General features: G+C 62.5%; 25 protein-coding genes, 1 pseudogene and 1 riboswitch. Of the genes and pseudogenes, 9 read left to right on the top strand and 17 right to left on the bottom strand.

Annotated features, from left to right (window positions below; genetic code table 11):
* Positions 1–87: 87 nt before the first annotated feature.
* From ROS217_RS12845 to mgtE, 4 genes are all read right to left on the bottom strand, one after another.
* Entirely contained in the window at positions 88–357 is a 270-nt protein-coding gene (locus ROS217_RS12845; protein WP_254656419.1) for a hypothetical protein, read from the bottom strand.
* A 109-nt stretch (positions 358–466) separates the two neighbouring features.
* Positions 467–685: riboswitch (cobalamin riboswitch) on the bottom strand.
* Between the two features lie 50 nt (positions 686–735).
* The gene (locus ROS217_RS12840; RefSeq protein WP_040650575.1) at positions 736–1,209 is read right to left on the bottom strand and encodes an OsmC family protein; all 474 of its coding nucleotides are present in this window, start codon (positions 1,207–1,209) and stop codon (positions 736–738) included.
* On the bottom strand, positions 1,193–1,762 hold the full coding sequence (locus ROS217_RS12835) for a 5-formyltetrahydrofolate cyclo-ligase (protein WP_009818191.1): 570 nt from the start codon (positions 1,760–1,762) through the stop codon (positions 1,193–1,195). Before ROS217_RS12835 ends, ROS217_RS12840 begins: the two co-directional genes overlap by 17 nt.
* Entirely contained in the window at positions 1,759–3,150 is a 1,392-nt protein-coding gene (gene mgtE, locus ROS217_RS12830) for a magnesium transporter (RefSeq protein ID WP_009818190.1), read from the bottom strand. Before mgtE ends, ROS217_RS12835 begins: the two co-directional genes overlap by 4 nt.
* A 137-nt stretch (positions 3,151–3,287) precedes the next feature.
* Between mgtE and guaD the strand changes: the two genes are divergently transcribed.
* Positions 3,288–4,574 (top strand): guanine deaminase, encoded by a 1,287-nt coding sequence (guaD, locus tag ROS217_RS12825; protein ID WP_009818189.1) that lies wholly within the window; start codon positions 3,288–3,290, stop codon positions 4,572–4,574.
* A 254-nt stretch (positions 4,575–4,828) separates the two neighbouring features.
* Here the strand turns inward: guaD and ROS217_RS12820 are convergent, their stop codons facing one another.
* Positions 4,829–5,620, bottom strand: coding sequence for an inositol monophosphatase family protein (locus ROS217_RS12820; RefSeq protein ID WP_009818188.1), 792 nt, complete (start codon positions 5,618–5,620; stop codon positions 4,829–4,831).
* A 56-nt stretch (positions 5,621–5,676) separates the two neighbouring features.
* The gene (locus tag ROS217_RS12815) at positions 5,677–6,051 is read right to left on the bottom strand and encodes a helix-turn-helix domain-containing protein (RefSeq protein ID WP_009818187.1); all 375 of its coding nucleotides are present in this window, start codon (positions 6,049–6,051) and stop codon (positions 5,677–5,679) included.
* A 315-nt stretch (positions 6,052–6,366) separates the two neighbouring features.
* On the opposite strand from ROS217_RS12815, the gene ROS217_RS12810 reads away from it, so the two are divergent.
* Positions 6,367–7,329, top strand: coding sequence for an NADPH:quinone oxidoreductase family protein (locus ROS217_RS12810; protein WP_009818186.1), 963 nt, complete (start codon positions 6,367–6,369; stop codon positions 7,327–7,329).
* Here ROS217_RS12810 and ROS217_RS12805 read toward each other — a convergent pair.
* On the bottom strand, positions 7,316–8,188 hold the full coding sequence (locus ROS217_RS12805; protein ID WP_009818185.1) for a LysR family transcriptional regulator: 873 nt from the start codon (positions 8,186–8,188) through the stop codon (positions 7,316–7,318). The genes ROS217_RS12810 and ROS217_RS12805 overlap by 14 nt on opposite strands.
* 123 nt (positions 8,189–8,311) lie before the next feature.
* Between ROS217_RS12805 and ROS217_RS12800 the strand changes: the two genes are divergently transcribed.
* From ROS217_RS12800 to ROS217_RS12790, 3 genes are all read left to right on the top strand, one after another.
* Positions 8,312–8,521, top strand: coding sequence for a DUF1127 domain-containing protein (locus tag ROS217_RS12800; protein WP_040651450.1), 210 nt, complete (start codon positions 8,312–8,314; stop codon positions 8,519–8,521).
* Between the two features lie 267 nt (positions 8,522–8,788).
* Positions 8,789–9,568, top strand: coding sequence for a Bax inhibitor-1/YccA family protein (locus ROS217_RS12795; RefSeq protein ID WP_009818183.1), 780 nt, complete (start codon positions 8,789–8,791; stop codon positions 9,566–9,568).
* Between the two features lie 157 nt (positions 9,569–9,725).
* Positions 9,726–9,911: a hypothetical protein gene (locus tag ROS217_RS12790; RefSeq protein WP_009818182.1), complete on the top strand. Its 186-nt coding sequence runs from the start codon at positions 9,726–9,728 to the stop codon at positions 9,909–9,911.
* Between the two features lie 37 nt (positions 9,912–9,948).
* Here ROS217_RS12790 and ROS217_RS12785 read toward each other — a convergent pair whose 3' ends face one another.
* Positions 9,949–10,704, bottom strand: a complete 756-nt coding sequence (locus ROS217_RS12785) for an alpha/beta fold hydrolase (RefSeq protein WP_009818181.1) — start codon at positions 10,702–10,704, stop codon at positions 9,949–9,951.
* Between the two features lie 89 nt (positions 10,705–10,793).
* Between ROS217_RS12785 and ROS217_RS12780 the strand changes: the two genes are divergently transcribed.
* On the top strand, positions 10,794–11,168 hold the full coding sequence (locus ROS217_RS12780) for a hypothetical protein (protein WP_009818180.1): 375 nt from the start codon (positions 10,794–10,796) through the stop codon (positions 11,166–11,168).
* Positions 11,169–11,249: 81 nt separating this feature from the next.
* On the opposite strand, the gene glyA is transcribed toward ROS217_RS12780, so the two are convergent.
* Complete coding sequence (glyA, locus tag ROS217_RS12775; protein ID WP_040650573.1) at positions 11,250–12,557, bottom strand: serine hydroxymethyltransferase; 1,308 nt, start codon at positions 12,555–12,557, stop codon at positions 11,250–11,252.
* Between the two features lie 170 nt (positions 12,558–12,727).
* Between glyA and ROS217_RS12770 the strand changes: the two genes are divergently transcribed.
* Positions 12,728–13,489 carry an NAD kinase gene (locus tag ROS217_RS12770; RefSeq protein WP_040651449.1) on the top strand — a complete coding sequence of 254 codons (762 nt, stop codon included), beginning with the start codon at positions 12,728–12,730 and terminating at the stop codon, positions 13,487–13,489.
* A gap of 58 nt (positions 13,490–13,547) precedes the next feature.
* On the opposite strand, the gene ROS217_RS12765 is transcribed toward ROS217_RS12770, so the two are convergent.
* The 4 genes from ROS217_RS12765 to ROS217_RS12750 all read right to left on the bottom strand — a co-directional run bounded on the left by ROS217_RS12765 (position 13,548) and on the right by ROS217_RS12750 (position 19,453).
* Positions 13,548–14,090, bottom strand: a complete 543-nt coding sequence (locus ROS217_RS12765; protein WP_009818177.1) for a CIA30 family protein — start codon at positions 14,088–14,090, stop codon at positions 13,548–13,550.
* Entirely contained in the window at positions 14,087–14,761 is a 675-nt protein-coding gene (locus tag ROS217_RS12760; protein ID WP_009818176.1) for a Crp/Fnr family transcriptional regulator, read from the bottom strand. The genes ROS217_RS12765 and ROS217_RS12760 overlap by 4 nt, the downstream gene beginning before the upstream one ends.
* 308 nt (positions 14,762–15,069) lie before the next feature.
* The gene (gene prpE / locus ROS217_RS12755; protein ID WP_009818175.1) at positions 15,070–16,959 is read right to left on the bottom strand and encodes a propionate-CoA ligase PrpE; all 1,890 of its coding nucleotides are present in this window, start codon (positions 16,957–16,959) and stop codon (positions 15,070–15,072) included.
* A 214-nt stretch (positions 16,960–17,173) separates the two neighbouring features.
* Positions 17,174–19,453 (bottom strand): NADP-dependent malic enzyme, encoded by a 2,280-nt coding sequence (locus tag ROS217_RS12750; RefSeq protein ID WP_009818174.1) that lies wholly within the window; start codon positions 19,451–19,453, stop codon positions 17,174–17,176.
* 205 nt (positions 19,454–19,658) lie between these two features.
* Between ROS217_RS12750 and upp the strand changes: the two genes are divergently transcribed.
* The gene (gene upp, locus ROS217_RS12745) at positions 19,659–20,291 is read left to right on the top strand and encodes a uracil phosphoribosyltransferase (protein WP_009818173.1); all 633 of its coding nucleotides are present in this window, start codon (positions 19,659–19,661) and stop codon (positions 20,289–20,291) included.
* Positions 20,292–20,356: 65 nt separating this feature from the next.
* Complete coding sequence (locus ROS217_RS24890) at positions 20,357–21,796, top strand: SPOR domain-containing protein (RefSeq protein WP_157046597.1); 1,440 nt, start codon at positions 20,357–20,359, stop codon at positions 21,794–21,796.
* A gap of 15 nt (positions 21,797–21,811) precedes the next feature.
* Here the strand turns inward: ROS217_RS24890 and ROS217_RS12735 are convergent, their stop codons facing one another.
* The 4 genes and pseudogenes from ROS217_RS12735 to ROS217_RS12720 form a co-directional block, all read right to left on the bottom strand.
* Positions 21,812–22,810, bottom strand: coding sequence for a type I glyceraldehyde-3-phosphate dehydrogenase (locus tag ROS217_RS12735; RefSeq protein ID WP_009818171.1), 999 nt, complete (start codon positions 22,808–22,810; stop codon positions 21,812–21,814).
* 154 nt (positions 22,811–22,964) lie between these two features.
* Positions 22,965–23,150, bottom strand: a pseudogene (locus ROS217_RS25120) ((S)-ureidoglycine aminohydrolase); the annotation flags it as partial.
* Positions 23,151–23,425: 275 nt separating this feature from the next.
* Positions 23,426–24,085 (bottom strand): Hint domain-containing protein, encoded by a 660-nt coding sequence (locus tag ROS217_RS12725; protein WP_009818168.1) that lies wholly within the window; start codon positions 24,083–24,085, stop codon positions 23,426–23,428.
* A 213-nt stretch (positions 24,086–24,298) separates the two neighbouring features.
* On the bottom strand, positions 24,299–24,940 hold the full coding sequence (locus ROS217_RS12720) for a sulfotransferase family 2 domain-containing protein (RefSeq protein WP_009818167.1): 642 nt from the start codon (positions 24,938–24,940) through the stop codon (positions 24,299–24,301).

The raw sequence follows: 24,940 nt of genomic DNA, 5'->3' as shown, positions 1-24,940 counted from the left end.
GGTGCAGCGCCCACCCGACGGACGGGCACCGCGCGGCTTACCGACGGGGCCAACGTCCCCTCCAGACCCCGCTCCCCGCCGCCACCCTCAATGCAGCACCCGCGCCCGACCCCGCCGCATCGGCAAGGCCAGACACGTCCGGCTGGCCTCCCGTAAAAACCCGACAAAGGCCCGCGCCGCCGCACTTTCCGCCTGCCGTGCCGCCGGGCTCTCCAATGCCGCCCGTGCCATCTGCGCTGTAATCGGCCCCTCGACCGCACAGGCCCATTGCAAAAAACCCATGCGCGCGGCCTGCATCGCCTGCGGCCCGGTCGCTTGGCTGCTTTCCAGCCCATCAATGATTCGTAGAAAAGTCATCTTGCTGCTCTCCCCGGCCACACCCCGGGCCGGATGGGGCGGGAGAGGCAAGGGACATGGCGCAACAGATCATCAGCCCGAGGCGCACACGCCCGCATCGCACCCCGCGATTCGACGTCACGCCAAGGCTGGTTTCCGGGCTTGGATGGCGGGCCGGATGACCCTCGCGTCGCGGCACCTTCCCGAGCATTGTCGCCCAGTGGCATATCGCCGAAACGCCCTCCCTTACCGTTGCGGGGGCAGCGCCGGAATCGCACCGGCTTCCCAATTCTCCATCCCGAGAGCAGTGGACTGCTGTCGGCATGGCACCATGACAGGATCAGCCTAACCGCGCGCTCAATCTGCGCGCAAGCCCGAATCCGACACAGACAATTCCACTCACGCCAGAACCCGGTAGCGCGCCGCGTAGGTCACCGGAAAATTCACCGACCGCGCGATAAAGCAGACCGCATGCACCTGCCCATGCAGCCCATTGGCGCGGCTCAGATCGGTCCCCGCCGGCACCGCGATCCGGGGCCGCAGCGTGGCCCGCAGAAATCGGCTTGCCCCGGTGCTGTCGGTCTCCCCGATGGCAATGGGATCATCCTCATAGGACTGCACGGCAATGCCCGCGTCACTCGCCAGATGCAGGAACCACAGCATGTGACAGGCGCTCAGCGCCGATATCAACATATCTTCCGGATTGTGCAGCGCCGGATTGCCCCCCAGCAGCGGATCGTTCGAGCAATGGATCACCGGCTTGCCGGGCGTCTCCACATTCCACGTCCGGTCGTAGCTCTTGTAATGTGCCGTGCCCTCGCCCCGGTTGCCGGTCCAGACCACACGGGCGCTATATTCATGCTCTTGGGCCAAACGCGATCACCTCAGCCTCTGTCACCACCATATCAAGCGGCTGATCGGTCGGCTCCAGCGGAAGCCCCCCCGATTCCTGCGCGCCATAGGCAAAGCCAATCGCCAGCGTTGCCCGCCGCGCGCGCAAAATCTCGAGCGTGCGGTCATAAAAGCCACCGCCATAGCCCAATCGCCCGCCGCTGCGATCAAAGGCCACCAGCGGCACGATCAGGATCTCCGGCTCGATGAAATCATCCACCTCCGGCACCATGGCCCCAAACGGCCCCTCGCGCAGCGCGCCGCCCGGCACCCAGCGCGAGAACCGGAGCGGCAATCCCGCCCCCATGATCACCGGCACCGCAACCGGCCCATGCGCCGCCGCCTCTTCCATTGCGTCGCGCGGGTCGATCTCGCTGCGGATCGGCAAATAGCCCGATACAGCCACCCCACGATAGCCTGCCAATACCCCCGACAAGAGCGCTGCCACACCGGGCAGACGCGCGGCATGCGCCTCGGCCCGCCGCGCAAACGCCGCCTTGCGCGCCGCCGCCTTCACCTCCGCCAGGTCATTCATAACAGAAACACCGTTGCCAGCCCCAGAAACGCAAAAAAGCCCACCACATCCGTCACCGTGGTTACAAATGTGCCAGAGCCCAGCGCCGGGTCAAAGCCCATTCTGTCCATCACAACCGGAATTGCCGCACCGGCCAACCCGGCCACCACCAGATTGATCACCATGGCGGCAGCAATCACATAGCCCAGCTCTGGCCCGCCAAACCAGATCATCCCGACAGCGCCCATCACCAGGGCGAAAATCACCCCGTTGATCAACCCCACAAGCACTTCTCGGCGCAACACCCGCCAGACATTCGATACCGTGAGATCCTTGGTTGCCAGCGCGCGCACAGCCACGGTCAGGCTCTGCGTTCCGGCATTGCCCCCCATCGAGGCCACAATCGGCATCAAGACCGCCAGCGCCACCAGTTGCGAAATCGCCAGCTCAAACTGCGCAATCACCAGCGACGCCAGAATTGCCGTGCCGAGGTTAACCGCCAGCCACGGCACCCGCTGCTTGGAGGTCTCGATCACCGAATCGTTGATCCCGCCCTCGCCGACCCCGGCCAGCCGCATGATATCCTCTTCATGCTCCTCATCCAGAACGGCCATGGCATCATCAATGGTGATGACCCCCACCAGCCGCCCGTCCTCATCGACCACCGGCGCTGAAATCAGGTGATACTGGTTGAACATATAGGCCACATCGCCGTCATAGCGTGTGACCGGAATGGTGTGAAACGTCTCTTCCACAATGTCCTTCAGCGGCACATCCCGGCGCGAGGCCATGATCCGCCCGAGGGTCACATTGCCCACCGGATGCAGCCGGGGATCGACCAGAACGATATGATAGAACTGTTCCGGCAATTCCTCGGCATGGCGCATGTAGTCGATCGCGTCGCCGACGGTCCAATGCTCCGGCGCCATCACCACTTCGCGCTGCATCAGACGGCCAGCGGAATACTCGGGATAGGTCAGAGATTGCTGCACCGCGATCCGGTCGCTGTCCTCAAGGACGCTCAGAATCGCCTCTTGCTGCTGATCCTCCAGATCTTCGACCAGATCGACCACGTCATCCGAATCGAGCTCGCGCACGGCATCGGCCAGCACTTGCGGCGTCAAGAGGCCCATAACCTCTTCGCGGATCGACTCGTCCAACTCCGACAGGATATCCCCGTCGAACTCCTGCCCGTAGAGCTCGATCAACCGCCGCCGGTCATAGGCGTTGCTCTGTTCCAGAAGGTCGGCGATATCGGCTGCGTGCAGCGGCTCCATTTCCGCCCAGAGCATCTCGCGGTCCTGCGTCTCGACCGCATACATGATCCGCGAAATCAACGCCCGCGTCAGCGGATGATGATCCTCATCTCCCTCCGCCTCGGGGGTCAGATCGTCCTCGTCTTCCGCCATATCGCCCCCTTGCCCGTCACAGTCGCGGGCAGGATTAAAGAACCGCTTTACAGAAAACAATCACAATGGGCCGATTTACCCCGACCGTGTCGCCGCTTATCCTCCGGCTTGCATAATCCGTCACCAAAAGGGGTCACATGCCGCCCAGAACCCTGATCACCGGTCACATCCTCAGCTTTGACCACTCGCCCTTCGAGGCCGGCGACCCCACCGATGCCGCCCGGCTGCACGAGGCGTTGTTGATCGAGGAGGGCCGGATCACCGCCCTCGGCACCGCACAGGCGTTGCACGCACAGGCGCCTGACGCGGCCCGGACCGACATGGGCAATCACCTGATTACCGCAGGTTTTGTCGATGCACATGTGCACTACCCCCAGACCGCGATCATCGCCAGTTGGGGCAAACGCCTGATCGACTGGCTGAATACCTATACCTTCCCAGAGGAAATGCGCCTCTCTGATCCCGCCTATGCCGCTGACATCGCGGGTCGCTATCTTGATCTGACCCTCGCCCATGGCACCACCACCTGCGCCAGCTTTTGCACCATCCACCCCGCCAGCGTGACCGCCTTTTTCGAGGCGGCACAGGCGCGCGGCCTGCGCGCCGTGGCGGGCAAGACCTGCATGGACCGCAACGCGCCCGAGGGGCTGCGCGACACGGCGCAATCGGCCTATGATGACAGCAAGCAGCTTTTGCAAACATGGCACGGCGTTGACCGGCTCTCTTACGCCATCACGCCCCGGTTTTCGCCCACCTCGACGCCAGATCAACTCGCCGCCTTGGGCGCGCTCTGGTCGGAATACCCCGATTGCCTGATGCAAACCCACCTCTCTGAACAGACCGACGAGGTTGCATGGGTTAAATCCCTCTACCCAGAGGCGCGCGACTATCTCGACACCTACGACTCGCACGGCCTCTTGGGGGCGCGCGGGCTCTATGGCCACGCCATCCACCTTGACGCGCGCGAGCGCGACCGCCTGCGCGAAGTGGGCGCGGCGCTGATCCATTGTCCCACCTCCAACACCTTCATCGGTTCAGGTCTCTTCAACCTCGCAGCCCGCATCGCCGAAGGCCAGCGCATCGGCCTGGCCACCGACACCGGCGGCGGCTCGTCTTTCTCGATGCTGCGCACCATGGCCGCCGCCTATGAAATCGGGCAATTGACCGGCACGGCGCTGCACCCCGCCCAGCTTCTCTGGCTCGCCACCGCAGGCTCGGCGCAGGCGCTGCACATGGGGTCAAAGATCGGCAATATAGCCCCCGGCATGGAGGCCGATCTCGTCGCCCTCGATCTCGCCTCAACCCCCGCGATTGCCCAACGCAGCGCGCGGGCGGATGACCTATGGGAGGCGCTCTTTCCCACCCTCATGATGGGCGACGACCGCGCCATCGCAGGCGTCTGGGTGGCGGGCAAGGCGGTGTAACTGGGGGGCTTGGGCAAGCAAAAGCACGCAGCCGCGCGGTCGCTGGGCCGGGGACTAGCGAAGCAACGGGGTGGATGCCACTTAATGTTAGCAAAGTCCGTATGACGTCACAGTGAGGCTCGCGCTCTACAAATCGCTAGGCCGTCACGCCAAAGGCGTGCCGAGATAAAGCGGCGCACCTTCGGTGCGACGGACGGCCCGGCGATCGCGCGGCGGCGCGTACCGCGCCTTGTCCCGCGCGGCACGCACCCCCGTCACACCACCTGCGACAGAATCTCCAGCGCCGCCTCATGCTGCGCGCGCCCGGCCGCGGCAATCACCCGGCCACCGTGATGCGCGGGGCCACCCTGCCAGTTGGTGACAATGCCGCCCGCCGCCTCGATCACCGCAATCGGCGCCTGAATGTCATACGGCGCAAGCCCGGCCTCGATCACCAGATCAACATGCCCTGCCGCAACCAGAGAATAGGCATAGCAATCAAGCCCATAGCGCGTCAACTTCGCGTGGCTCGCAACGTCGGCAAAGCCTGCCGCCTCAGCCGGGCTGCCCAATTCCGGGAATGTGGTAAAGACGATCGCCTCGGACAAGGACCGCGCGCCCAGCACCCGTAAATCCCGTGTGCCCATCGGCCCGACCATCCGCGCCGCGCCCCAACCGCCCTCAAACCGCTCGCCGATATAGGGTTGGTCGATAATGCCGTAAATCGGGCCGCTCGCATCGGACACCGCGATCAACACGCCCCAGGTCGGAGACCCGGACATGAACGCCCGCGTGCCGTCGATCGGATCAAGCACCCAAGTCAGGCCGCTCGTGCCCTCAACCGCGCCATATTCTTCGCCAAGGATTCCATCCTGCGGGCGCAATCGCCCCAGAACCTCGCGCATTGACCGTTCGGTTGCGCGGTCGCCCTCAGTCACCGGATCAAACCGCCCTTCGGGCAGCTTGTTCTCCGCCGTCAGATCGGCACTGCGAAAAAACGGCAGGACAGCCCCGCGCGCAGCATCTGCCACCGCATGGGCTGTCCTGACGATATCTGTCTTATCCATTCCGGCCCGCCTTTCCTACCGCATGCGCAGAGGGATAGCCCTTGGGCCGGTCAGGCTCAAGCCACCTCGCTCAGCACCCGAGCAAGGTCAAACAGGCGGCGGCGCTGGTTCTCTGGAATGGCGTAATAAGACCGCACCAGATCGAGCGCTTCCTTGTCTCCCATCAGGTCGGCACGTGCCGGATCGCTTTTCTCGCGCTCCACGCCGCCATCCTGTTCCAGCCCCTCAAAGAAAAAGCTGATCGTCACATCAAGTGATTCTGCGATATCCCAGAGCCGTGACGCGCTGACACGGTTCGCGCCGGTTTCGTACTTCTGAATCTGTTGAAATTTAATTCCCACACTCTCGGCCAGCTGCTGCTGGGTCATTCCCACCAGCCAGCGGCGGTGACGAATGCGTTTTCCGACGTGCACATCTACGGGGTGCGGCATTGAATGTTCCTTTTTACCTACTCTGAGATTTACCGTAATTCTGACAAACCGGGACTGGAATCTCGGAAATCACGCCACGCATCCCAGCGGCGTGTGCCAGAACTTATCAAGATGGTGTTAAAATTCAAGAAATATCGCTATCCATTTGCGTGACCTATACGAAAGAAACTCAATCTAAGCGGGCGCCTACCCTATTGCACAGGGTAAATACGGTCACGCCTCCGGAAACCTCAGGCGATTTGACAGCCCGAATCGAATTCGTCTAACCAACGCGCTTAGACTTACCTCGCAACGCCAGAATCACAAGGGTCCGACATGCGCGCTTATCAGATCCCCGCCCGAGGCGCAGACCCTGCCCTGACCACCCTCCCCCGCCCGCTCCCGAAATCGGGCGAACTCGCCCTGCGAATCGCCGCCTGCGGGCTCAACTTCGCGGATCTCTTGATGATCAAGGGCGCGTATCAGGACACGCCAGAGCCACCCTTCACCCTCGGAATGGAGGTGGCCGGCACGGTCGAGGCGCTCGGCCCCGACACGCGCGGCCCCGCTCCCGGCACCCGCGTCGCGGTCTTCGCCGGTCAGGGCGGGTTGGCGGACTATGGCTGCTTTCCGGCCGCCCGCGCCGTGCCTCTGCCCGACAGCATGACCTTTGCCGACGCGGCGGCCTTTCAGGTGGCCTATGGCACCAGCCATGTCGCGCTGGATCACAAGGCGCATCTGCAACCGGGCGAGACCCTGCTCGTTCTGGGGGCCGCCGGGGGCGTGGGTCTGACCGCGGTTGAGATCGGCAAGCAAATGGGCGCGCGTGTCATCGCCTGCGCGCGCGGCGCAGACAAACTCGCCGTGGCGAAACGCGCCGGGGCCGACCACCTGATCGACGCCGCGGAGCAGGACATCCGCGAGACGTGCCGCGCCTTGGGAGGCGTCGACGTGGTCTATGACCCGGTCGGTGGCGATCACTTCAAGGCCGCCTTTCGCGCCTGCAACCCCGAGGCCCGCATTCTCACCATCGGCTTTGCCTCTGGCGAGGTGCCGCAAATCCCGGCAAATCACCTCTTGGTCAAGAATATCAGCGTGATGGGCCTCTACTGGGGCGGCTATCTCAAATTCCGTCCCGAGGTGGTGACAAACAGCCTCGCGACCCTCTTTGACTGGTATGCGCAGGGGCTCCTGCGCCCGCATGTCTCGCACCTTCTGCCGCTCGAACAGACCGCAGAGGCGCTCGATCTGCTGCGCACGCGCAAATCCACCGGCAAGGTCGTCATCACACTGGACTGAGAACCGGCGGCGTCAGCGCCCCGAATCCCTGCCGCAGCATCCGCATCAAGGCACACCGCACCTCGTCGCGGCCCGCCCGCGCATAGAGATTGATCTTCTGCACCCCAAGCTCAGGCAGAGCCCCGCCGGGATGGATCGCCTCGAGATGTGGCGGCATGCTGTCCTCCAGCAACGCGCCGACCGCCAGATCGGCGCTCACCAACGCCTCGACCGCGCGGTCATCTTCGGAATCCACCGCCATCTCCCAATCGACGCCAGCCGCGTCCAGTTTGCGCAGCACGATCGGCCGGAAAATGCATTGCCGACAAAACGCCAGCCGCAGCGGCCGACGTTTCCACGACACACCCGCCGGCGCCCCCGTCCAGCGCAGCATCATTTCGGTCAGCGTCTCCCCCCCCTCGCCCAGACCTTCTTCGGTGGTCAGGATCACATCCACCTCACCCCGCGCCAAGGCTTCGCGCAGCTTGATCGTGCTCGACGAGCGCAGGTTCACCTTGACCCGCGGATAGGCGGCGTTGAACTGCTTGAGAACCCGTGGCACCACCGGATAGACGATGTCATGCGGCACCCCAAGCGCTAGTTCCCCTTCAAAGGTCTCTTCGGTCAAGCGTCCCACCACCTCATCATTGAGATCGAGCATCCGCCGCGCATACCCCACCAATTGCTCGCCCGAGGCGGTCAGCGAAACCCGCCGATTGGCCCGGTCAAACAGCGTCAGGTCCAGCATCTCTTCGAGCCGCTTGATTTGCATCGACACCGCCGATTGCGTGAGGTTCAACGCGGTCGCCGCCCGCGTCACGCCGCCTTGATCGGCAACCGCGACCAAAGAGCGCAATGTCGTGATATCCAGATTTCGCATTCATCACAGTCCTTGATGATATGATGATCAAACATTCATTTTCAAAATTGAACCAATCGTGGCAAAAGATCAATATCAGAAATGCAAACCCGCCCTCACATCACCAAAGGGAAAGGAAAAACCATGACCTTTCACAGTAACACCCCCGCCCTTCGCGCCGCCTTCCCCGGATTGAGCCTGCGGTTTGCGGATATGCTGGCGGTTTGGCATCAGCGCCGCGTCCTGCGTTACCTCGACGACGCAGCCCTTCGGGACATTGGCCTGACCCGCGAGGCGGCCTTGCGCGAAGCAGAGCGCGCCTTCTGGGATTTGCCCCGTCGGCTGCATTGCTGAGCAATGCTGCGCTGACCCCGAGGACAGGTTTGACACGGCCGTGCAGGATCGGACCAGACCCCGAAAAATGCACGGCTTCGACCCACAGCGTCAGGTCAAAACCACGTCGCACAACACCCGGAAACACCCCCGCCAACCAACCACCGCCAGTCCCCCGCAGAAAACCTGGCGGAAACAGTCATAAACGCTTGAAATGTAGGGGGTGGCACCCGATATTACTGGCAATGTCCCGGAACCGGGACGGCCATTCACATATCGGAGGGTTACATGGCAGAGTTTAACACGATCCGGACGGCGACGGGCACGCGCACCGCCCAGATTGACGCGGGCCTGCGCGCGCATATGAACAAGGTCTACGGCACGATGTCCGTTGGCATGCTCATCACTGCGTTGGCGGCATGGGCCATCGCGGGGCTTGCCGTGACAACCGATCCCTCGGCTGCGGCCGCCCAATTGCCCAACGGCACGATGCTGTCGGGCCTCGGTGCCGCCCTTTACCTCTCGCCGCTCAAATGGGTGGTGATGCTGGCCCCGCTCGCCTTCATCTTTCTTGGCTGGGGCGCGCTCCTGCGGCGCGGCTCCGCGGCCGCCGTTCAGCTTGGCTTCTTCGCCTTTGCGGCGCTGATCGGCATCTCGATGAGCTCGATCTTTCTGGTTTTCACCAGCTTCTCGATCGCGCAGACCTTCATCGTGACCGCCATCGCCTTCGCGGGCCTGTCGCTCTATGGCTACACCACCAAAAAGGACATCTCCGGCTGGGGATCGTTCCTCATCATGGGCGTGATCGGTCTCATCGTGGTCATGGTGATCAACATCTTCCTGCAGAGCCCGGCTGTGATGTTCGCCATTTCCGCCATCGGCCTTTTGATCTTCGCGGGCCTCACCGCCTTTTACACGCAGGAAATCAAGAGCACCTATGTGGCGCATGCCGCTCAGGGTGATCAGGAATGGCTGGACAAGGCCGCCTATGACGGGGCGCTGAACCTCTACATCAGCTTCCTCAACATGTTCCAGTTCCTCCTCATGTTCATGGGGCAACAGGAATAACAGCGATCGCTTCCGCGAAACCATTCTACCGAAACCCGCCGGTCAATCCACCGACGGGTTTTTTCATGTCCGAAACCAGCCTGTGACACAGATCAAGGCCATCTAGACACGTCACCGTTACTATGAGGTTAAAGAAACATCATAGAAAGTGTGCCCAATGCTGCGCCTTGGCCTCATCCTGCATCTCTTCATCGGCTCCACCCTGTCCGGCTCGGCTGTCATAGCCGCCCTCACCATGGGATATGACACGTTGTATCCCATCCTGATCGCCGCCCTTCTGGGGTTTATCGCGGCCTTTCCGGTGACCTATATCGTCACCAAAAAGCTCTACGAACTGCGCTAGGTCCGGATCGTACGGTTTGACCGCACAACCGTACGACTCACCCCAGCCATGTCCGCACCGCCGCCTCGAACTCGCGCGGCTTCTCGGCATGCAGCCAATGACCCGCGCCGGGGATCTTGGCGAACTGCGCCGCTGGAAACAGCGCCTTGATCCGGTCGCGGTGCTCACGCGTGACATAGGGCGACTCCGCCCCGGTCAGAAACATCACCTTTCCCTCGTAAGCGCCTGATATATCAGGAAACCCAAGGATTTTCGGCATCTCGCGCGCCAGCGTGTCGAGGTTCAGCAACCACCGTTTTTCCGCCACATCCAGCGCCTGAAGAAAGAACGGCACCAAGGCGGGATTATCCACCCTGCCTTGCAATTGCGTCGCCGCATCCGAACGTCGCTCGACACGGGTCAGATCGACCGATTTCATCGCCTCGATATACTGCATCTGGCTATGCCCATAGGCGATAGGCGCTATATCTGCCACGATCAGCCGGTTCACCAGTGCCGGTTGCGTCACCGCCAACACCATCGCCGCCTTGCCGCCCATGGAATGACCCAGCACATCATATGGCCCCGTCAGGCTCTCGATCACCTCAGCCAGATCACCCGCCATATCCTGATAGGAATGCGTTTCAAACCAAGGGCTTGACCCATGATTCCTCATGTCAACCGCGACCACATGACGGCTGTCCGACAGCCGCTTGGCGATCACACCCCAATTGCGCGCCGACCCATAGAGCCCGTGCACAATCACCAATCCCGGACGCTCTGTTGGCGTGCCATGTTCAATCAGGTTCAACATACCCTTGAATACCGCCCTCTCAGCCCGGATTCCAGCCCTATTGCTTGCACGGCGCAGACCCATTAAACTACATCAAAAGGAACACCCAAGTGATTGATACAGAACAATTTCAAGGGAAAGTCTCCGAGCTTCAAAAGGCTCTGAGCGACAAGATGCGCCTGCGTGGCCCCTCGCTTGAGCGTCAGTTGCGTCACGCCGGACGGCGCTTGCCCCGCCGCCCGCGCCGCGCCGCAGCGGTCATTTTGGGCGCACAGGATTGGATGGCCCACCCCAAACTCGCCCGCGTCCTCGACATGGCACAGGTCAATGCCGCCTTCACTGACTTGCACAGCCATCTCGACGGGCTCAATCCCGAAGAGGCGCGCAAAACCGCCATTCTCCGCCTCGTGGGCGGGATGATACTGAATCTGATGGTCCTCGCCGGGTTGATCTACGCCCTGCTCCGCTGGCAAGATGTGATTTAAGAACTGCCTGCAAATATCTGAATTACAAATAAAAACCCCGCGCAAACCATAGCTCACGCGGGGCAGTATCGTGATCCGAAGTCAGAGATTCGGATAGATCGGGAACCGCTTGCACAGCGCCTCCACCTCGGCCTTCACCTTGGCTTCGACCGCGGCATTACCCTCGGCGCCATTGGCCGCCAGCCCATCGACCACCTCGATGATCCAATCCGCGATCTGCCGGAATTCCGCCTCGCCAAAGCCGCGCGTCGTTCCCGCCGGAGAGCCAAGCCGTATCCCACTGGTTACAGTGGGTTTTTCCGGATCAAACGGCACGCCATTCTTGTTGCAGGTGATATGCGCCCGACCCAATGCCTTTTCGGTGTCATTGCCTTTCACGCCTTTGGGCCGCAGATCCACCAGCAACACATGCGTGTCGGTGCCATGCGTCACCGTGTCCAGACCGCCCTTGATCAACTGATCCGACAGCGCCTGCGCATTACGGATAACCTGTTGAATATACGACTTGAATTCTGGGCGCAGCGCCTCGCCAAAGGCCACCGCCTTGGCCGCGATCACATGCATCAGCGGCCCGCCCTGAATTCCGGGGAAAATCGCCGAGTTGAATTTCTTGGCCAGCCCCTCGTCATTGGTCAGGATCATGCCACCGCGCGGCCCGCGCAGCGTCTTATGCGTCGTTGTCGTGGCCACATGCGCATGCGGGAACGGGCTCGGATGCTCCTTCGCGGCCACCAGACCGGCAAAATGTGCCATATCCACAAGCAGATAGGCCCCGACGCTATCGGCAATCTCGCGCATCCGGGCAAAGTTGATCTGCCGCGGAATCGCCGAGCCGCCCGCGATGATCAGCTTGGGCTGATGCTCGGTCGCCAATGCCTGCACCTGATCGTAATCAATCAGGTTATCCTGTTTGCGTACCCCGTATTGAATGGCGTTGAACCATTTGCCCGATTGGTTCGGTGCCGCCCCATGGGTCAGGTGGCCGCCCGCATCAAGGCTCATGCCAAGGATCGTATCACCCGGCTGCAAGAGGGCCGTGAAGACGCCCTGATTGGCCTGAGAGCCGGAATTCGGCTGGACGTTGGCAAAGCTACAGCCAAACAGCTCACAAGCTCGCTCAATCGCCAGATTTTCCGCGATATCAACATATTGGCAGCCGCCATAATAGCGTTTGCCGGGATATCCTTCGGCGTATTTGTTGGTCATCACACTGCCCTGCGCTTCCATCACGGCGGCAGAAACGATGTTCTCAGACGCGATCAGCTCGATCTCGTCACGCTGCCGACCCAGCTCAGAGCGGATCGCGCCAAAGAGTTCGGGGTCACGCGACGACAGGGATTCGGTGAAAAAGCCTTGATCTGCAACAGGCTGGTGTCCGTCATGGGGCATTTGGGCAACTCCAAAAATTGGTGAATTGGTCATTTTCCTAAAGGAAACTCGTCCGGTTTGAAAGAATGTAAAGCGACGATTTCACCTGTATCACCGGCATGGCTGGTCTTGGCGGGGGAATTGTGGTTCGATCCGCCGCACGCCATCGCCTTTTGGAAACAGGACCGCCCATGAACCGCAAGATCGCCTTTGTCGCCAGCGAGATGCCCATCGCCCAGACGGCACGCGCCACGCTTGCAGGCCGATTTGGACAGGTTCCCGAGGTCGAGGCGGATGTGATCGTGGCGCTTGGTGGCGATGGGTTCATGCTGCACACGTTGCACCGCACGCAGGCGCTCGACGTTCCGGTCTACGGGATGAATCGCGGCACCGTCGGGTTTTTGATGAATGAATACAGCGAGACAGACTTGATCGACCGCCTCGTCGCCGCCGCGGAAGAGGTGATTAACCCCCTCTCCATGCGCGCCGAATCCCGCGATGGCGCCCTGCACGAGGCGCTGGCGATCAACGAGGTCTCGCTCCTGCGCGCAGGCCCTCAAGCTGCCAAATTGCGCATCACCATCGACGGGCGGCTGCGTCTGGAGGAACTCGTTTGCGACGGCGCGCTCGTCGCCACGCCGGCCGGGTCTACCGCCTACAACTACAGCGCCCATGGCCCGATCCTGCCCATCGGCTCGGATGTGCTGGCGCTGACGGCGGTGGCCGCTTTCCGCCCACGCCGTTGGCGCGGCGCGCTCCTGCCCAAGACGGCATTGGTCCGTTTTGACGTGGTCGATCCGGACAAGCGACCGGTGATGGCCGATGCCGACAGCCGCTGGGTGGAGAACGTACTCTGGGTCGAAATCCGCTCCGAAACCAGAATCAAACATCGCATTCTCTTTGATCCCGGACATGGGCTGGAAGAGCGGCTTCTGCGAGAGCAGTTTACATAATTCGATATTTTGATGGCAAAAGGCCGCAAAATATCTCCATAGAGTTATAAAAAAGCGATCAATAGATCCCGATCCACTGAAACGACAAATCGGCCTGATGATCCCGCCCATAGGCCACCGCAGCAAGACTCTTGACCGCCTCGGCACGCGGCACATCCCTTAACATCGCCCCAGAGGCGCGAAAGGCCGTAAAGGGCACACGCACCTCTTGCCAGGCCGGACCACTTGGGATCGGTGCCTGATAATACTGCCACGGCAACATCGTGCCCCGCGTGCGCAGATGGATGAAATAGCCCTCGCCATTCCCCCTGACGCGCACCACGACACCCTGCGCGCCGTCGGGCAAGGCGGTCTCCAGTTCGCCGCGCACCTGAATGAACCCGCCCCGGTTGGCGGTGCTCACCTCTCCCGTAAGCCGCACATAGCGCGCACCCTCCGGGCCTAGAACCTCTGCGCGCCCCGTCGATACGCCACCCATCACCTGATCGCTGAAATAGCGCCAACTGTCCGCCGGGGGTGGGGTGTAGTCCAGCATGCCATCCTCCTGTGCCACGCCCGGCCCGGCCATAAGCCATATCAGGACCGCCATAATCCGTTTCATTCCGCCGTCTCCGCCGCTTGCGCCAAGGCTGCAGGATCACAAAGCACAATCCCCTGGCCCTGCCGCTCGATCAGCCCGACCTGCTCCCACTCGCGGATCTGACGGTTCACACTTTCCCGCGACAGGCCCACCAGATCCCCCAGATCAGATTGCGAGAACCGCTCGGCCAACCGGAGCTTGCCCCCCGGCAACACCTCGCCCCATTTCTCCGAAAGGTGCAACAAGAGCCGCGCCAGACGGGCCTGCCCGTCCGCCAGCATATGCGCCGTATACATGCCAGAGGTCTCGCGGAGCCTCCGACAGAGCATGCCAATCACATCAATCGCCGCGTCCGGGTGATCCTGCAAAAGCTGCAACACCTGCGGCCGCGCCAGAACCCGCCCCCGGACCCCGGTTGCCGCCACCGCGTCAGCGCTGCGCGGCCCACCGTCCAGCGCCGCCAATTCCCCCAGCATATCCCCCGGTCCCAAATGCGTCAGGATCGACCGCCGTCCCTCTAGAGAGCTGCGGCTGATCTCGACCCGACCCTTTGTGATCAGCATCATCGAGGTGTCATCAGCCCCGGTGGTATAGATCATCTGACCGCGCTTGAACTCCACCGCCCGGCCATGCCGCTCCAGAAGCCCAACCAGCCCCTCCGTCGCCTGCCTTTGTTCGGCTTTCGAAATCATCTACGCGACCTCTCTTTTTTACGCACTGTGAGATGCATCACAGCAGCTAGGCGCAATCCCTGTAATACAGTGAATGTGTCTCGCGTGTAGGGGTGTCCCAAGCCCTTTTCATATCGCAATCCCTTACCCTTTTGGCGGGACGCACCGGTCTAGTGCCGCCTGATCTTCATGTCGGGCAATTTTTGACCGGTCTCGCTGTCTGGCCTAGCGTTTGTGAGTGCGCCGCGCCAGACAGCATTTCTTCCAGATGTCCCTTCTGGGGGATGAGGGTTCCGGCTTCCTCCGGAACCCTCTTGTTTTTCGCCGCATTATTTTGCCAAACCAATGCTTTGCAAGGCGCTCTTGATCTCATCGAGAATGATGGGGTCGTCGATCGTAGCTGGCATCTTATAGTCTTGGCCATCCGCGATCTTGACCATGATACCGCGCAGGATCTTGCCTGAACGGGTCTTGGGCAAACGCTCCACCACAACCGCGAGCTTGAAGGCCGCCACCGGCCCGATCTGATCCCGAACCCGCGTCACCACTTCGCGGACCACCTCGGCACGATCCCGGTCCGATCCGGTGTTCAGGCAGAGAAAGCCCACAGGCGCCTGACCCTTGAGCGCATCCGCAGCCCCGATCACAGCACATTCGGCCACATCGGGGTGCCCGGCCAGAACCTCCTCCATCGCCCCAGTGCTCAGACGATGCCCCGCCACGTTGATCACGTCATCGGTGCGCGCCATGATCCAGAGATAGCCGTCCTCGTCCTTCATCCCGGCATCGCCCGTTTCGTAATAGCCGGGAAAGGTGGTGAGATAGGATTTGCGATACCGGCCTTCGGCACTCCACAGCGTCGGCAATGTCCCCGGCGGCAGCGGCAATTTCACCGCAATGGCCCCCAAGGTGCCAGGTGCCACCTCATGTCCGCCCTCGTCCAGAATGCAGACATCATAGCCCGGCATCGCCACCGTCGGCGATCCGATCTTGACCGGCAGCGCCTGCATCCCCGCAGGATTCCCCGCAATCGCCCAGCCGGTCTCAGTCTGCCACCAATGGTCATAGACCGGCACCTGCATCACCTTCTGCGCCCATTCGATCGTATCAGGGTCCGCCCGCTCCCCTGCCAGATAGAGCGCGCGCAACTGCGAAATGTCGTAGTTCCCGATCAATTCCCCCTTGGGATCATCGCGCTTGATCGCCCGGAGCGCTGTCGGCGCGGTAAAGAAACTGCGCACCTTATGCTCGGAAATCACCCGCCAGAACGTGCCGGCATCCGGCGTGCCCACCGGCTTGCCCTCGAACACGATGGTCGTGTTGCCATGGATGAGCGGCCCGTAACAGATATAGCTGTGCCCCACGACCCAGCCCACATCGGACGCGGCCCAGAACACCTCGCCGGGATTCACGTTATAGATGTTCTTCATCGACCAGTTGAGCGCCACCAGATGCCCCGCCGTGGCCCGCACCACGCCCTTGGGCGCGCCTGTGGTGCCAGAGGTATAAAGGATATACGCCGGATGATCCCCCGATACCGGCACACAGTCCGCAGGCTCCACACCGTACTGGAACGCGTGCCAGTCGTAATCGCGCCCTTCGATCAGCTTGGCCACCTCTTCCTCGCGCTGGAAAATCACGCAAAAGTCAGGCTTGTGCTTGGCCTGTTCAATCGCCCCATCGAGGAGTGGCTTGTAATGCACCACCCGCCCCGGTTCGATCCCGCAAGAGGCGCCGATAATGGCTTTGGGCGTGCAATCGTCGATCCGCACCGCCAATTCATGCGCGGCAAACCCGCCGAACACCACAGAATGCACCGCGCCCAGCCGCGCGCAAGCCAGCATCGCCTCCAATGCCTCGGGCACCATCGGCATATAGATGATGACGCGGTCGCCCTTCTCCACCCCCCGGGCCCGCAGCGCCCCGGCCAGCCGCGCCACGCGGCTCCGCAATTGCGAATAGTTGATCTTTTGCTTGATGCCCGTAACCGGGCTGTCATGGATGATCGCGGTCTGCGCGCCACGCCCCGCCGCCACATGCCGGTCAACGGCATTCCAGCAAGCGTTGACCTCAGCGTCCTTGTACCACTCATAGATCGGGGCGGCCTCGTCAAACAGCGCCTTGCTGGGCTTCTTCACCCAATCAATCGCCTCCGCCGCCTCCATCCAAAAGCCTTCAGGATCTGCAAGCGACCGCTCGTAAACCTCAGTGTATCCCATGGTATCCTCCTCCGATCCGTTGGATATGTGTTACGGATCGCCCTGCCTTGGAGCAAGCATCATGCAGGGGCACGGGACAGAAGGCCGCAGAAATTTTGCAGAATAGACAAAAGCCGCCCTGCAAATTTTTGCAAAGCGGCTTATTCTGTTCAGCTTGACATAAAGTGATGCCATCTTTGCAAACCTGCAAAGATTTTATCTGCAAACCCTGATTCTACCCGTAATGCGCCACCGGCGTCCCCGCGATGGCCGCCATGTTGAGCAAGCCCCGCGCGGTGATCGACGGCGTCACGATATGCGCCCGGTTGCCCATCCCCATCAGGATCGGACCCACTTCCAGCCCCCCGGCCTTCATCTTCAGGATATTGCGCACGCCCGACGCGGCATCGGCATAGGCAAAGATCAGCACGTTTGCCGCCCCGTGCATCCGGTTCCCCGGCAAGAGACGCTCGCGCAGATCGGGATCAAGCGCCGCATCAATCGTCATTTCGCCTTCATAGACGAAATCACGCGGAGCCTCATCCAAGAGCGCAATCGCCTGCCGCAACCGTTCTGCCCCCTCATCCGGCTGATTGCCGAATAGGGACTGCGAACAGAACGCCACCTTGGGCGCGATCCCAAACCGCCGCACATGCCGCGCCGCACCAATCGCGGTCTCGGCCAGTTGCGCCGCGTTCGGCGTCACCCGCACATGGGTATCGGCAATGAACAGCGGCCCATCTTCGAGGATCATCATGCTCAGCGCGCCATGCGGGCGGCGGCTTGCATCCTCCAGGACATTGGTCACATATTTCATATGCCAGCGGAATTCACCAAAGGTGCCACAGATCAGGCTATCGGCCTCATTGCGATGGACCATCACCGCGCCAATCGCCGTGGTGTTGGTGCGCATGATCGCCCGCGCCAGATCGGGCGTCACCCCTTTGCGCGCCATGACCCCATGATAGGTCTCCCAGTAATCGCGATACCGCGGGTCGTCCTGCGGGTTGACGATATTGAAATCCCGCTCGGGACGGATTGACAGCCCCGCCCGCTCACACCGCCGCGCAATCACCTCGGGACGCCCGATCAGGATCGGCTGTTCCGTGGTTTCCTCCAAAATCGCCTGCGCCGCGCGCAAGACCCGCTCATCCTCGCCCTCGGCAAAGACAATGCGCCGCGACGCTGTGGACGCCGCCTGAAACACCGGCCGCATCAAGAGCGCCGATTTGAACTTGCTGGCATCCAGACCCGCCTTATAGGCCTCCAGATCCGCCATCGGCCGCGCCGCCACGCCGCTCTCCATCGCCGCCCGCGCCACAGCGGTCGAAACAACACCCGACAGGCGTGGATCAAACGGCTTGGGGATCAGGTAATCCGCGCCGAATGTCATCTGCTCGCCGTGATAGGCCGCCGCCGCCTCGGCACTGGTCGAGGCGCGCGCCAATTCGGCGATCCCCTGCACACAGGCCACCTGCATCGCGTCATTGATCTCGGTCGCGCCCACGTCGAGCGCGCCTCGGAAAATAAACGGGAAACACAGCACGTTATTCACCTGATTGGGGAAATCCGACCGCCCCGTGGCAATGATCGCATCCGGCACCGCCGCGCGCGCCAGATCGGGCATGATCTCGGGGTTCGGGTTGGCCAGAGCAAAAACGATCGGCCGCTTGGCCATTGCCTTGACCATCTCAGGCGTCATTATATTGGGCCCCGACAACCCAAGGAACAGATCCGCCCCGCCAATCACCTCGCCCAGTGTCCGCAGGTCCGTCACCTGCGCAAAGGCCGCCTTTTCGGGGTTCATCTCGATCTCACGGCCCACATGCACCACCCCATGCACATCGCAGAGCCAGATATTCTCGCGCTTCACACCCAATTTCAGCAGCATGTTGAGACAGGCAATGCCCGCCGCCCCGCCGCCGGTCGAGACCACCTTGATCTCTTCAAATGTCTTGCCCGCCACATGCAGCGCATTGGTGGCCGCCGCGCCCACCACGATGGCCGTGCCATGCTGATCGTCATGGAACACGGGGATATTCATCCGCTCGCGGCAAATTCGTTCAACGATGAAACAATCCGGCGCCTTGATGTCCTCCAGATTGATCGCACCAAAGGTCGGCTCCAGCGCGCAGACAATTGCCGCCAGCTTTTCCGGGTCACTCTCGTTCACTTCGATGTCAAAGCAGTCGATATTGGCGAATTTCTTGAACAGAACCGCCTTCCCCTCCATCACCGGCTTGGACGCCAACGCGCCGATATTGCCCAAACCCAACACCGCAGAGCCATTGGTTACCACCGCCACCAGATTGCCGCGCGTGGTATAGAGCGAGGCCGCCGCCGGATCGGCCTTGATCTCCAGACAGGCCTCCGCCACGCCGGGACTATAGGCGCGCGACAGATCGCGGCCATTGGCCATCGGTTTCGTCGCCCGGATCTCCAGTTTGCCGGGCCGGGGCAGCGCGTGGTAATCCAGCGCCGCCTGACGGGTGGCTTCCTTGTGGCTGTCGGTCATGGTCCTCATCTCCCTGCGGATAAAAATAGTTTAATGTTAAACTACCGCTACGGCATGCTCATACCATGCCCCCGTTATTTTTCAAGCCCGAGCTTGCACCGCCGCACCGGGCCGCGCAATCCCGATTGCACACCGCAAACCACAGCGTTGCCCTTGGCCGCGTTTTCTGGAATGACGGACACCACCGCAGCACAAGAGGCCCGCCATGTTTCCGAATCTCACCATCGTCGATCATCCGCTCGTGCAGCACAAGCTGACCTTGATGCGGCAAAAGGAAACCTCGACAGCCGTCTTCCGCCAACTCCTGCGCGAGATCAGCCAGCTTCTCGCCTATGAGATCACTCGCGAATTGCCGATGACCACCCGTGCCATTGACACGCCGCTGATGGAAATGGACGCGCCGGTCCTTGCCGGGCGCAAACTGGCGCTCATCTCGATCCTGCGCGCGGGCAACGGCCTGCTTGACGGCATGTTGGAACTGATCCCCTCGGCCCGCGTCGGCTTTGTCGGTCTCTACCGTGACGAGGCCACACTTCAGCCCGTCAAATACTACTTCAAAGTGCCCGAGCAGCTTGGGGAACGCCTCTCGATCGTCGTTGATCCGATGCTGGCCACCGGCAATTCCTCTGCCGCCGCCGTGACCATGCTCAAAGAGGCAGGCGCCCGCGACATCCGCTTTCTCTGCCTTCTCGCCGCTCCCGAAGGCGTGGCGCGCATGCAAGAGGCGCATCCCGACGTGCCAGTCGTCACCGCAGCACTCGACAAGCGCTTGAATGACAAGGGTTATATTCTGCCCGGACTAGGGGATGCGGGTGACCGCATGTTTGGCACTAAATAAGCCAATCACTGTTTACTAAATAGCAAAAATAAGGCAACCTGCCCTGAATTGATCTTGGGGGCAAAATGAGATTTCAACGACTTGCCATGCTGGCCTCGACCGTCGCCCTGCTCGGCGCGGGCGACCTATCCGCACAGACCCTTCGCACCGCTTCGGAACCCGCAGAGTTCCCCCCGTCCAGCTATCAGGGCCGGCAATATGTCGACAGCACCGGGTGCGTCTATGTGCGCGCGGGCGTTGCGGGCAATGTCACATGGGTGCCACGCGTAACCCGCAGTCGCGATCAGCTCTGCGGCTTCCAGCCCAGCCTCGCCCCCAGCGTTCAGGCAGCCGCCCCGGCGCCTGCGCAACCCGTGGCGCAGGCCGCACCCCGCCCGCAACCCACGGCCCCCGTCAAAACCGCCCCCGCCCAAACTGCCCCTGTGCCTCGCGTCGCCGCCGCGGCACCGGCTCCCGCCCCCACTGCGCGCGTGATCCGTCAACCGGCACCTGTCGCCACAGCCCAGCCTCTGCGCCGCGTTACAACCGGTCAGGCTCCTGCTCCGCAGACTGTCGTCGCCGGTGCCCCGCTCAATGCGCTGCGCCCCGAGGCTGACCCGCGCCCGGTCGCCATCAGAACTCCCGCTACAGCACAATCTCCGAGCCGCGCGATCCGCGTCACCCAACCCGATCCCGCACGCAGCGCCTGTGCCAATCTTACCGGGGTCTCCGCCGCCTATACGGTGCAGCACAAGGGCTCGCCCGTGCGTTGCGGCCCGCAGGGGTCGCCGCATGTGACCTATTCCAAGCGCAGCACGTCCAATCGCACGCTCGTCGCAGCCCCCCGCCCCGGCACCCCGGCCACGCCCGAAACCGTGCCCGCCTATACCCGCGTCGCCCCGGCCCGCGTCTATGCCAGCCAGCAGGCCAGCTTGGCCGGGGTCTCCGTGCCCAAAGGCATGCAGCCGGTGTGGGAGGATGACCGCCTCAATCCTTACCGCGCCCATCAGACCTTCGAGGGGCGCGAGCAGATGCTTGTGATGTGGACCAACACCGTGCCGCAACGTCTGATCGACCGTCGCACCGGGGCCGATGCGATCCACCAGTATCCCGGCCTGCAACCGCCCTACACGAGCTTTGAGGCGCAGCGCGCAGCCGGTGTGACCGTCGCCACCCAAGGGCGCTATGTCCCGGCCCCGATGACACGCCAGCAGTTGGCAGAGCTGCCCCCTCACCCCACCCCCCGCGCCACGGTCTCGACCCGCTCAACGCCTGCCAACGAACGCCAGAGCACGCCCAGCCACCGCTACGCGCAGGCCGGTCTCTTTGCCGATCCCGCGCAGGCACAGGCTGCGGCGCAGCGCATCGCGCGCAGCGGCCTTCCGGCGCGGCGCGGCACTCTTGCGCGCGACGGCCGCGCGTTGACCCTCGTGCTGGCCGGCCCGTTCAATACGCAATCCCAACTGGATGCGGGCGCAAACCGCCTGCGCGCCATGGGCTTTGCCAACGTCACCCTGCGCAAATAACGTCCGGGCGGCGCGTCACACGCGCCGCCCGATCAGCCGCGCCATATCCAGCATGCGGCAGGAAAACCCCCATTCATTGTCATACCAGCCAAACACCCGCACAAGTCCACCAACCGAGACCGAGGTTTGCGGCCCGGCGACAATCAGGCTCTCTGGACGTGCCCGCAGATCCGACGACACCAATGGCGACTCGGTCCAGCCCAACCAGTGATGCCGCGCTGCTGCTGCCTCTAACATCGTATTGACGGCCGCCACCGTCACATCGGCCTGCAACTGCACCACCAGATCAATACAGGACACGCTCGCCACCGGAACCCGGATGGCCCGTGCCTCGATCCGTCCCTTGAGCCCCGGCAGCACCAACCCGGTCTGATGCTGCGCGCTCGTCGTAGTGGGCACCATCGACAGGGCGGCGGCACGGCTGCGCTCGGGCGCATCGCGCGGCTTGTCCACCGTGGGTTGACTGCCGGTATAGCAATGCACCGTCGTCATCTGCCCGCTGACGATGCCATAGGCCTCGTCCAAGAGCCGCGCCAAAGGCGCCAGCGCATTGGTGGTGCAGGAGGCGTTGGAAATGATCCGATGCTCGCCCAGATCACCCTCATTGGCGCCGATCACCAAAGTCGCATCCGCCTCCGCCGATGGGCCAGAGACCAAGACCGCCCGCGCGCCCGCCGCCAGTCCGCGCTCGGCTACAGCGCGCGCGCCCCCCATGCCGGTGCATTCCAGCACCAGATCGACCCCGCTCAAATCCAGCGTGCTCAAATCATGCGCCGCGTGAAACGGGATTTCCTGCCCATCCACCACCAGAACGCCAGGTCGCGTCGCCACCTCCCCCGGCCAGGGTCCATAGACGCTGTCATATTGGAACAGATAGGCGCAGGTCTCCAACGGCTCGATATCGTTGATACACACCAGATCGAACGCTGCCCCCTCGCGCATCAGAATGCGCAGGATGCTGCGGCCGATCCGGCCAAACCCGTTTATGACAATACGAATACGGTCCTCTGGCATGACGTCCTCCGGCGTGACAGGTCAACAGGGCTGACATTGTCGCGCCATGTCGGGAAACGCCAGCCCCGAAATATAATTTGATCAAATTCTGCCCGCCTGCCCCTGCCCTCACCGTTCTGCCAATACTCCGGGGGTCCGGGGGCAGCACCCCGCCTCACAGCGCCATATGCCGATTGACGTCCTTGTAGAGCAGATAGCGAAACCGCCCCGGTCCGCCCGCGTAGCAGGCCTCCGGACAAAAGGCGCGCAGCCACATGTAATCGCCCGCCTCGGGCTCGGGCCGCGTGCTGCCACCTCCCGGTGCCACCTCCATCCCATAATGCGAAAAAGTCTCGGCAAAGCCGGGCATCGGCCGCGAGATCACCCGGACCCGCGTTTGTGTCAATGTCGCAGATAGCTTGTCACAATAGCCGTATCACCCCGCAGGGATCACGCCTAGGCCTCGGCAAACACCGCGCGGTCACTCAAAAGCTGGCCTTGCGAGGGCAATCCGCCCTCAGGTCTGGCAAAGCTGCGCGGATCGGTCATGGCGGGCCTCCTCTCGGGCGTCGGTGGTCTGCGCCCATCAAACTCTGCGCCGCACTGCCTGCCAGGGGCCAATCGTTCCAGCATCGTTCAGACCGCCATATATCCGCGCTCTGAGGACTCGCTCACCGGATGCCCAAGCGCGCCGATCCGGGCCATGGCCAGCACCAGCCCCCGCGCCTCGACGATCGACAGAACCTCATAGGACACCTGCTCTGGGCCCAGCCCATACTCCAGCAGATCGCGTGAGGACGGACACAGCACCATCAGACCATGCTCGGCAAACACCACCTGCTCGGTCTCGAACTGCAATAGAACCACCTCCGCTCCCGGCTCAGGCGGCACCCGGTCAACACCGGGCATCGCGTCAAGCGCCGCACCGGGCAAGAGCGCAAAGGGATCACCCCAAAGTGTCTCGGCAAGATCACTTTCCACCATCACCGCCTGATGCGGCATGATCCGCAGCGGCGCGCGATTGCCCAGCACCCCACGCGACAACTCCAGCGGCCAAAATCGCGGCGGACAGGCGCTTTCGCCGGTCCAGAGCCGATGCCGCATCACCCCGGTGAGGGGCTGCACGCCCGCATCAAAGGTCACGACCAGATCCCCCGCACAGAGGGCTTGAACCGGACGCCAGCCATGTCCCGTTGCCACCCGCGTCCCGCTCAAAAGGCCGCTTTTCACACCAGACGGCTCTGCCATCTGCTCCGTGGCAGCCCTGCCTGCGCCCATGCCAATCCAGCCCAGCATCCCGGTCCCGGTCCCTCTCAAACTTGTACCCATAGTCCTGCCTGTCCGACAGTCCAACACTCCGACAGAGTGACTAAGTCATGGTTAACATGACCCGTTTTTGCTCGGATTCAGGCAGGAAAAAGGCACCGTTGCGACGTGGTGAACAACCCAGCCAAAGCTGTCGGATTAGCGCATGCGACGCTCGCAATCTCACGAAACTGTCATATCGCGTCAAAAGTCATAGCCGAATCGCGCGATATCCTCAGCTGCGCATTCCGCCACGATCGCAACCTCGCGGGTGCCGTAATAGTCGCGGTAATGCCCCCGCTCCGAAGCATTGGCGCGCGGCACCGCAAGCGTAAATCCCAGATGCGCCCAGAGCGGTGCGGCATCCGCCTCCAAATTCTCCAGCCGGATATAAAGACGGCAATGTTCCTGCCCATCCGCCGCCGTCATATAGCGTCGTGCGGGGTTTGCCCGCAGCGCGGCCTGAGTCTCGGGCGCCGCCAGAAATCCCGCGAAATCATGGGTTTTCGCCAGATGCACCGCCGAATGCTCGAAATCCTGCCCGCGCAGCCAATGGTAATAGCTTACCATCCGATCCCACGGGTTGCGCACGAGTGTAAAGGTAAACGCATCCGCCACCACCGCAGCGCTCACCAGCCCGTCAATATCGGCCAGTGTCGCATGTTTCCACAGCCGCCCGCGCGCCTGCACGCCCTTCAACCGCGCCCGCCGGCGCTGCGCCTTGGGCGTATCCCCGATCAGAATATCCTCCGCTTGCGCGCGCCCCTCCAGCGCCAGCGCCAGCGCGGTGCCGCCGGTCTTGGGGATATGCACAAAGATATAATTGCGGCCGGGCGAAATGATCAT

This window comes from Roseovarius sp. 217 (assembly GCF_000152845.1).
Taxonomy (GTDB): domain Bacteria; phylum Pseudomonadota; class Alphaproteobacteria; order Rhodobacterales; family Rhodobacteraceae; genus Roseovarius.
Note: the sequence above shows the minus strand (reverse complement) of the source record. Positions and strands in the feature narration are given on the sequence as shown.

Bases quoted from the DNA above. Each gene is read 5' to 3' on its own strand.
- ROS217_RS12800 (WP_040651450.1), top strand. From the start codon at position 8,312: ATGACCTTTCACAGTAACACCCCCGCCCTTCGCGCCGCCTTCCCCGGA.
- ROS217_RS12810 (WP_009818186.1), top strand. From the start codon at position 6,367: ATGCGCGCTTATCAGATCCCCGCCCGAGGCGCAGACCCTGCCCTGACC.
- prpE (WP_009818175.1), bottom strand. From the start codon at position 16,959: ATGGGATACACTGAGGTTTACGAGCGGTCGCTTGCAGATCCTGAAGGC.
- guaD (WP_009818189.1), top strand. From the start codon at position 3,288: ATGCCGCCCAGAACCCTGATCACCGGTCACATCCTCAGCTTTGACCAC.
- ROS217_RS12795 (WP_009818183.1), top strand. From the start codon at position 8,789: ATGGCAGAGTTTAACACGATCCGGACGGCGACGGGCACGCGCACCGCC.
- ROS217_RS12785 (WP_009818181.1), bottom strand. From the start codon at position 10,704: ATGTTGAACCTGATTGAACATGGCACGCCAACAGAGCGTCCGGGATTG.
- ROS217_RS12820 (WP_009818188.1), bottom strand. From the start codon at position 5,620: ATGGATAAGACAGATATCGTCAGGACAGCCCATGCGGTGGCAGATGCT.
- glyA (WP_040650573.1), bottom strand. From the start codon at position 12,557: ATGCCCCATGACGGACACCAGCCTGTTGCAGATCAAGGCTTTTTCACC.
- ROS217_RS12720 (WP_009818167.1), bottom strand. From the start codon at position 24,940: ATGATCATTTCGCCCGGCCGCAATTATATCTTTGTGCATATCCCCAAG.
- mgtE (WP_009818190.1), bottom strand. From the start codon at position 3,150: ATGGCGGAAGACGAGGACGATCTGACCCCCGAGGCGGAGGGAGATGAG.
- ROS217_RS12765 (WP_009818177.1), bottom strand. From the start codon at position 14,090: ATGAAACGGATTATGGCGGTCCTGATATGGCTTATGGCCGGGCCGGGC.
- ROS217_RS12845 (WP_254656419.1), bottom strand. From the start codon at position 357: ATGACTTTTCTACGAATCATTGATGGGCTGGAAAGCAGCCAAGCGACC.
- ROS217_RS24890 (WP_157046597.1), top strand. From the start codon at position 20,357: ATGAGATTTCAACGACTTGCCATGCTGGCCTCGACCGTCGCCCTGCTC.
- ROS217_RS12790 (WP_009818182.1), top strand. From the start codon at position 9,726: ATGCTGCGCCTTGGCCTCATCCTGCATCTCTTCATCGGCTCCACCCTG.
- ROS217_RS12835 (WP_009818191.1), bottom strand. From the start codon at position 1,762: ATGAATGACCTGGCGGAGGTGAAGGCGGCGGCGCGCAAGGCGGCGTTT.
- ROS217_RS12735 (WP_009818171.1), bottom strand. From the start codon at position 22,810: ATGCCAGAGGACCGTATTCGTATTGTCATAAACGGGTTTGGCCGGATC.
- ROS217_RS12760 (WP_009818176.1), bottom strand. From the start codon at position 14,761: ATGATTTCGAAAGCCGAACAAAGGCAGGCGACGGAGGGGCTGGTTGGG.
- ROS217_RS12805 (WP_009818185.1), bottom strand. From the start codon at position 8,188: ATGCGAAATCTGGATATCACGACATTGCGCTCTTTGGTCGCGGTTGCC.
- upp (WP_009818173.1), top strand. From the start codon at position 19,659: ATGTTTCCGAATCTCACCATCGTCGATCATCCGCTCGTGCAGCACAAG.
- ROS217_RS12750 (WP_009818174.1), bottom strand. From the start codon at position 19,453: ATGACCGACAGCCACAAGGAAGCCACCCGTCAGGCGGCGCTGGATTAC.
- ROS217_RS12770 (WP_040651449.1), top strand. From the start codon at position 12,728: ATGAACCGCAAGATCGCCTTTGTCGCCAGCGAGATGCCCATCGCCCAG.
- ROS217_RS12815 (WP_009818187.1), bottom strand. From the start codon at position 6,051: ATGCCGCACCCCGTAGATGTGCACGTCGGAAAACGCATTCGTCACCGC.
- ROS217_RS12725 (WP_009818168.1), bottom strand. From the start codon at position 24,085: ATGCTGGGCTGGATTGGCATGGGCGCAGGCAGGGCTGCCACGGAGCAG.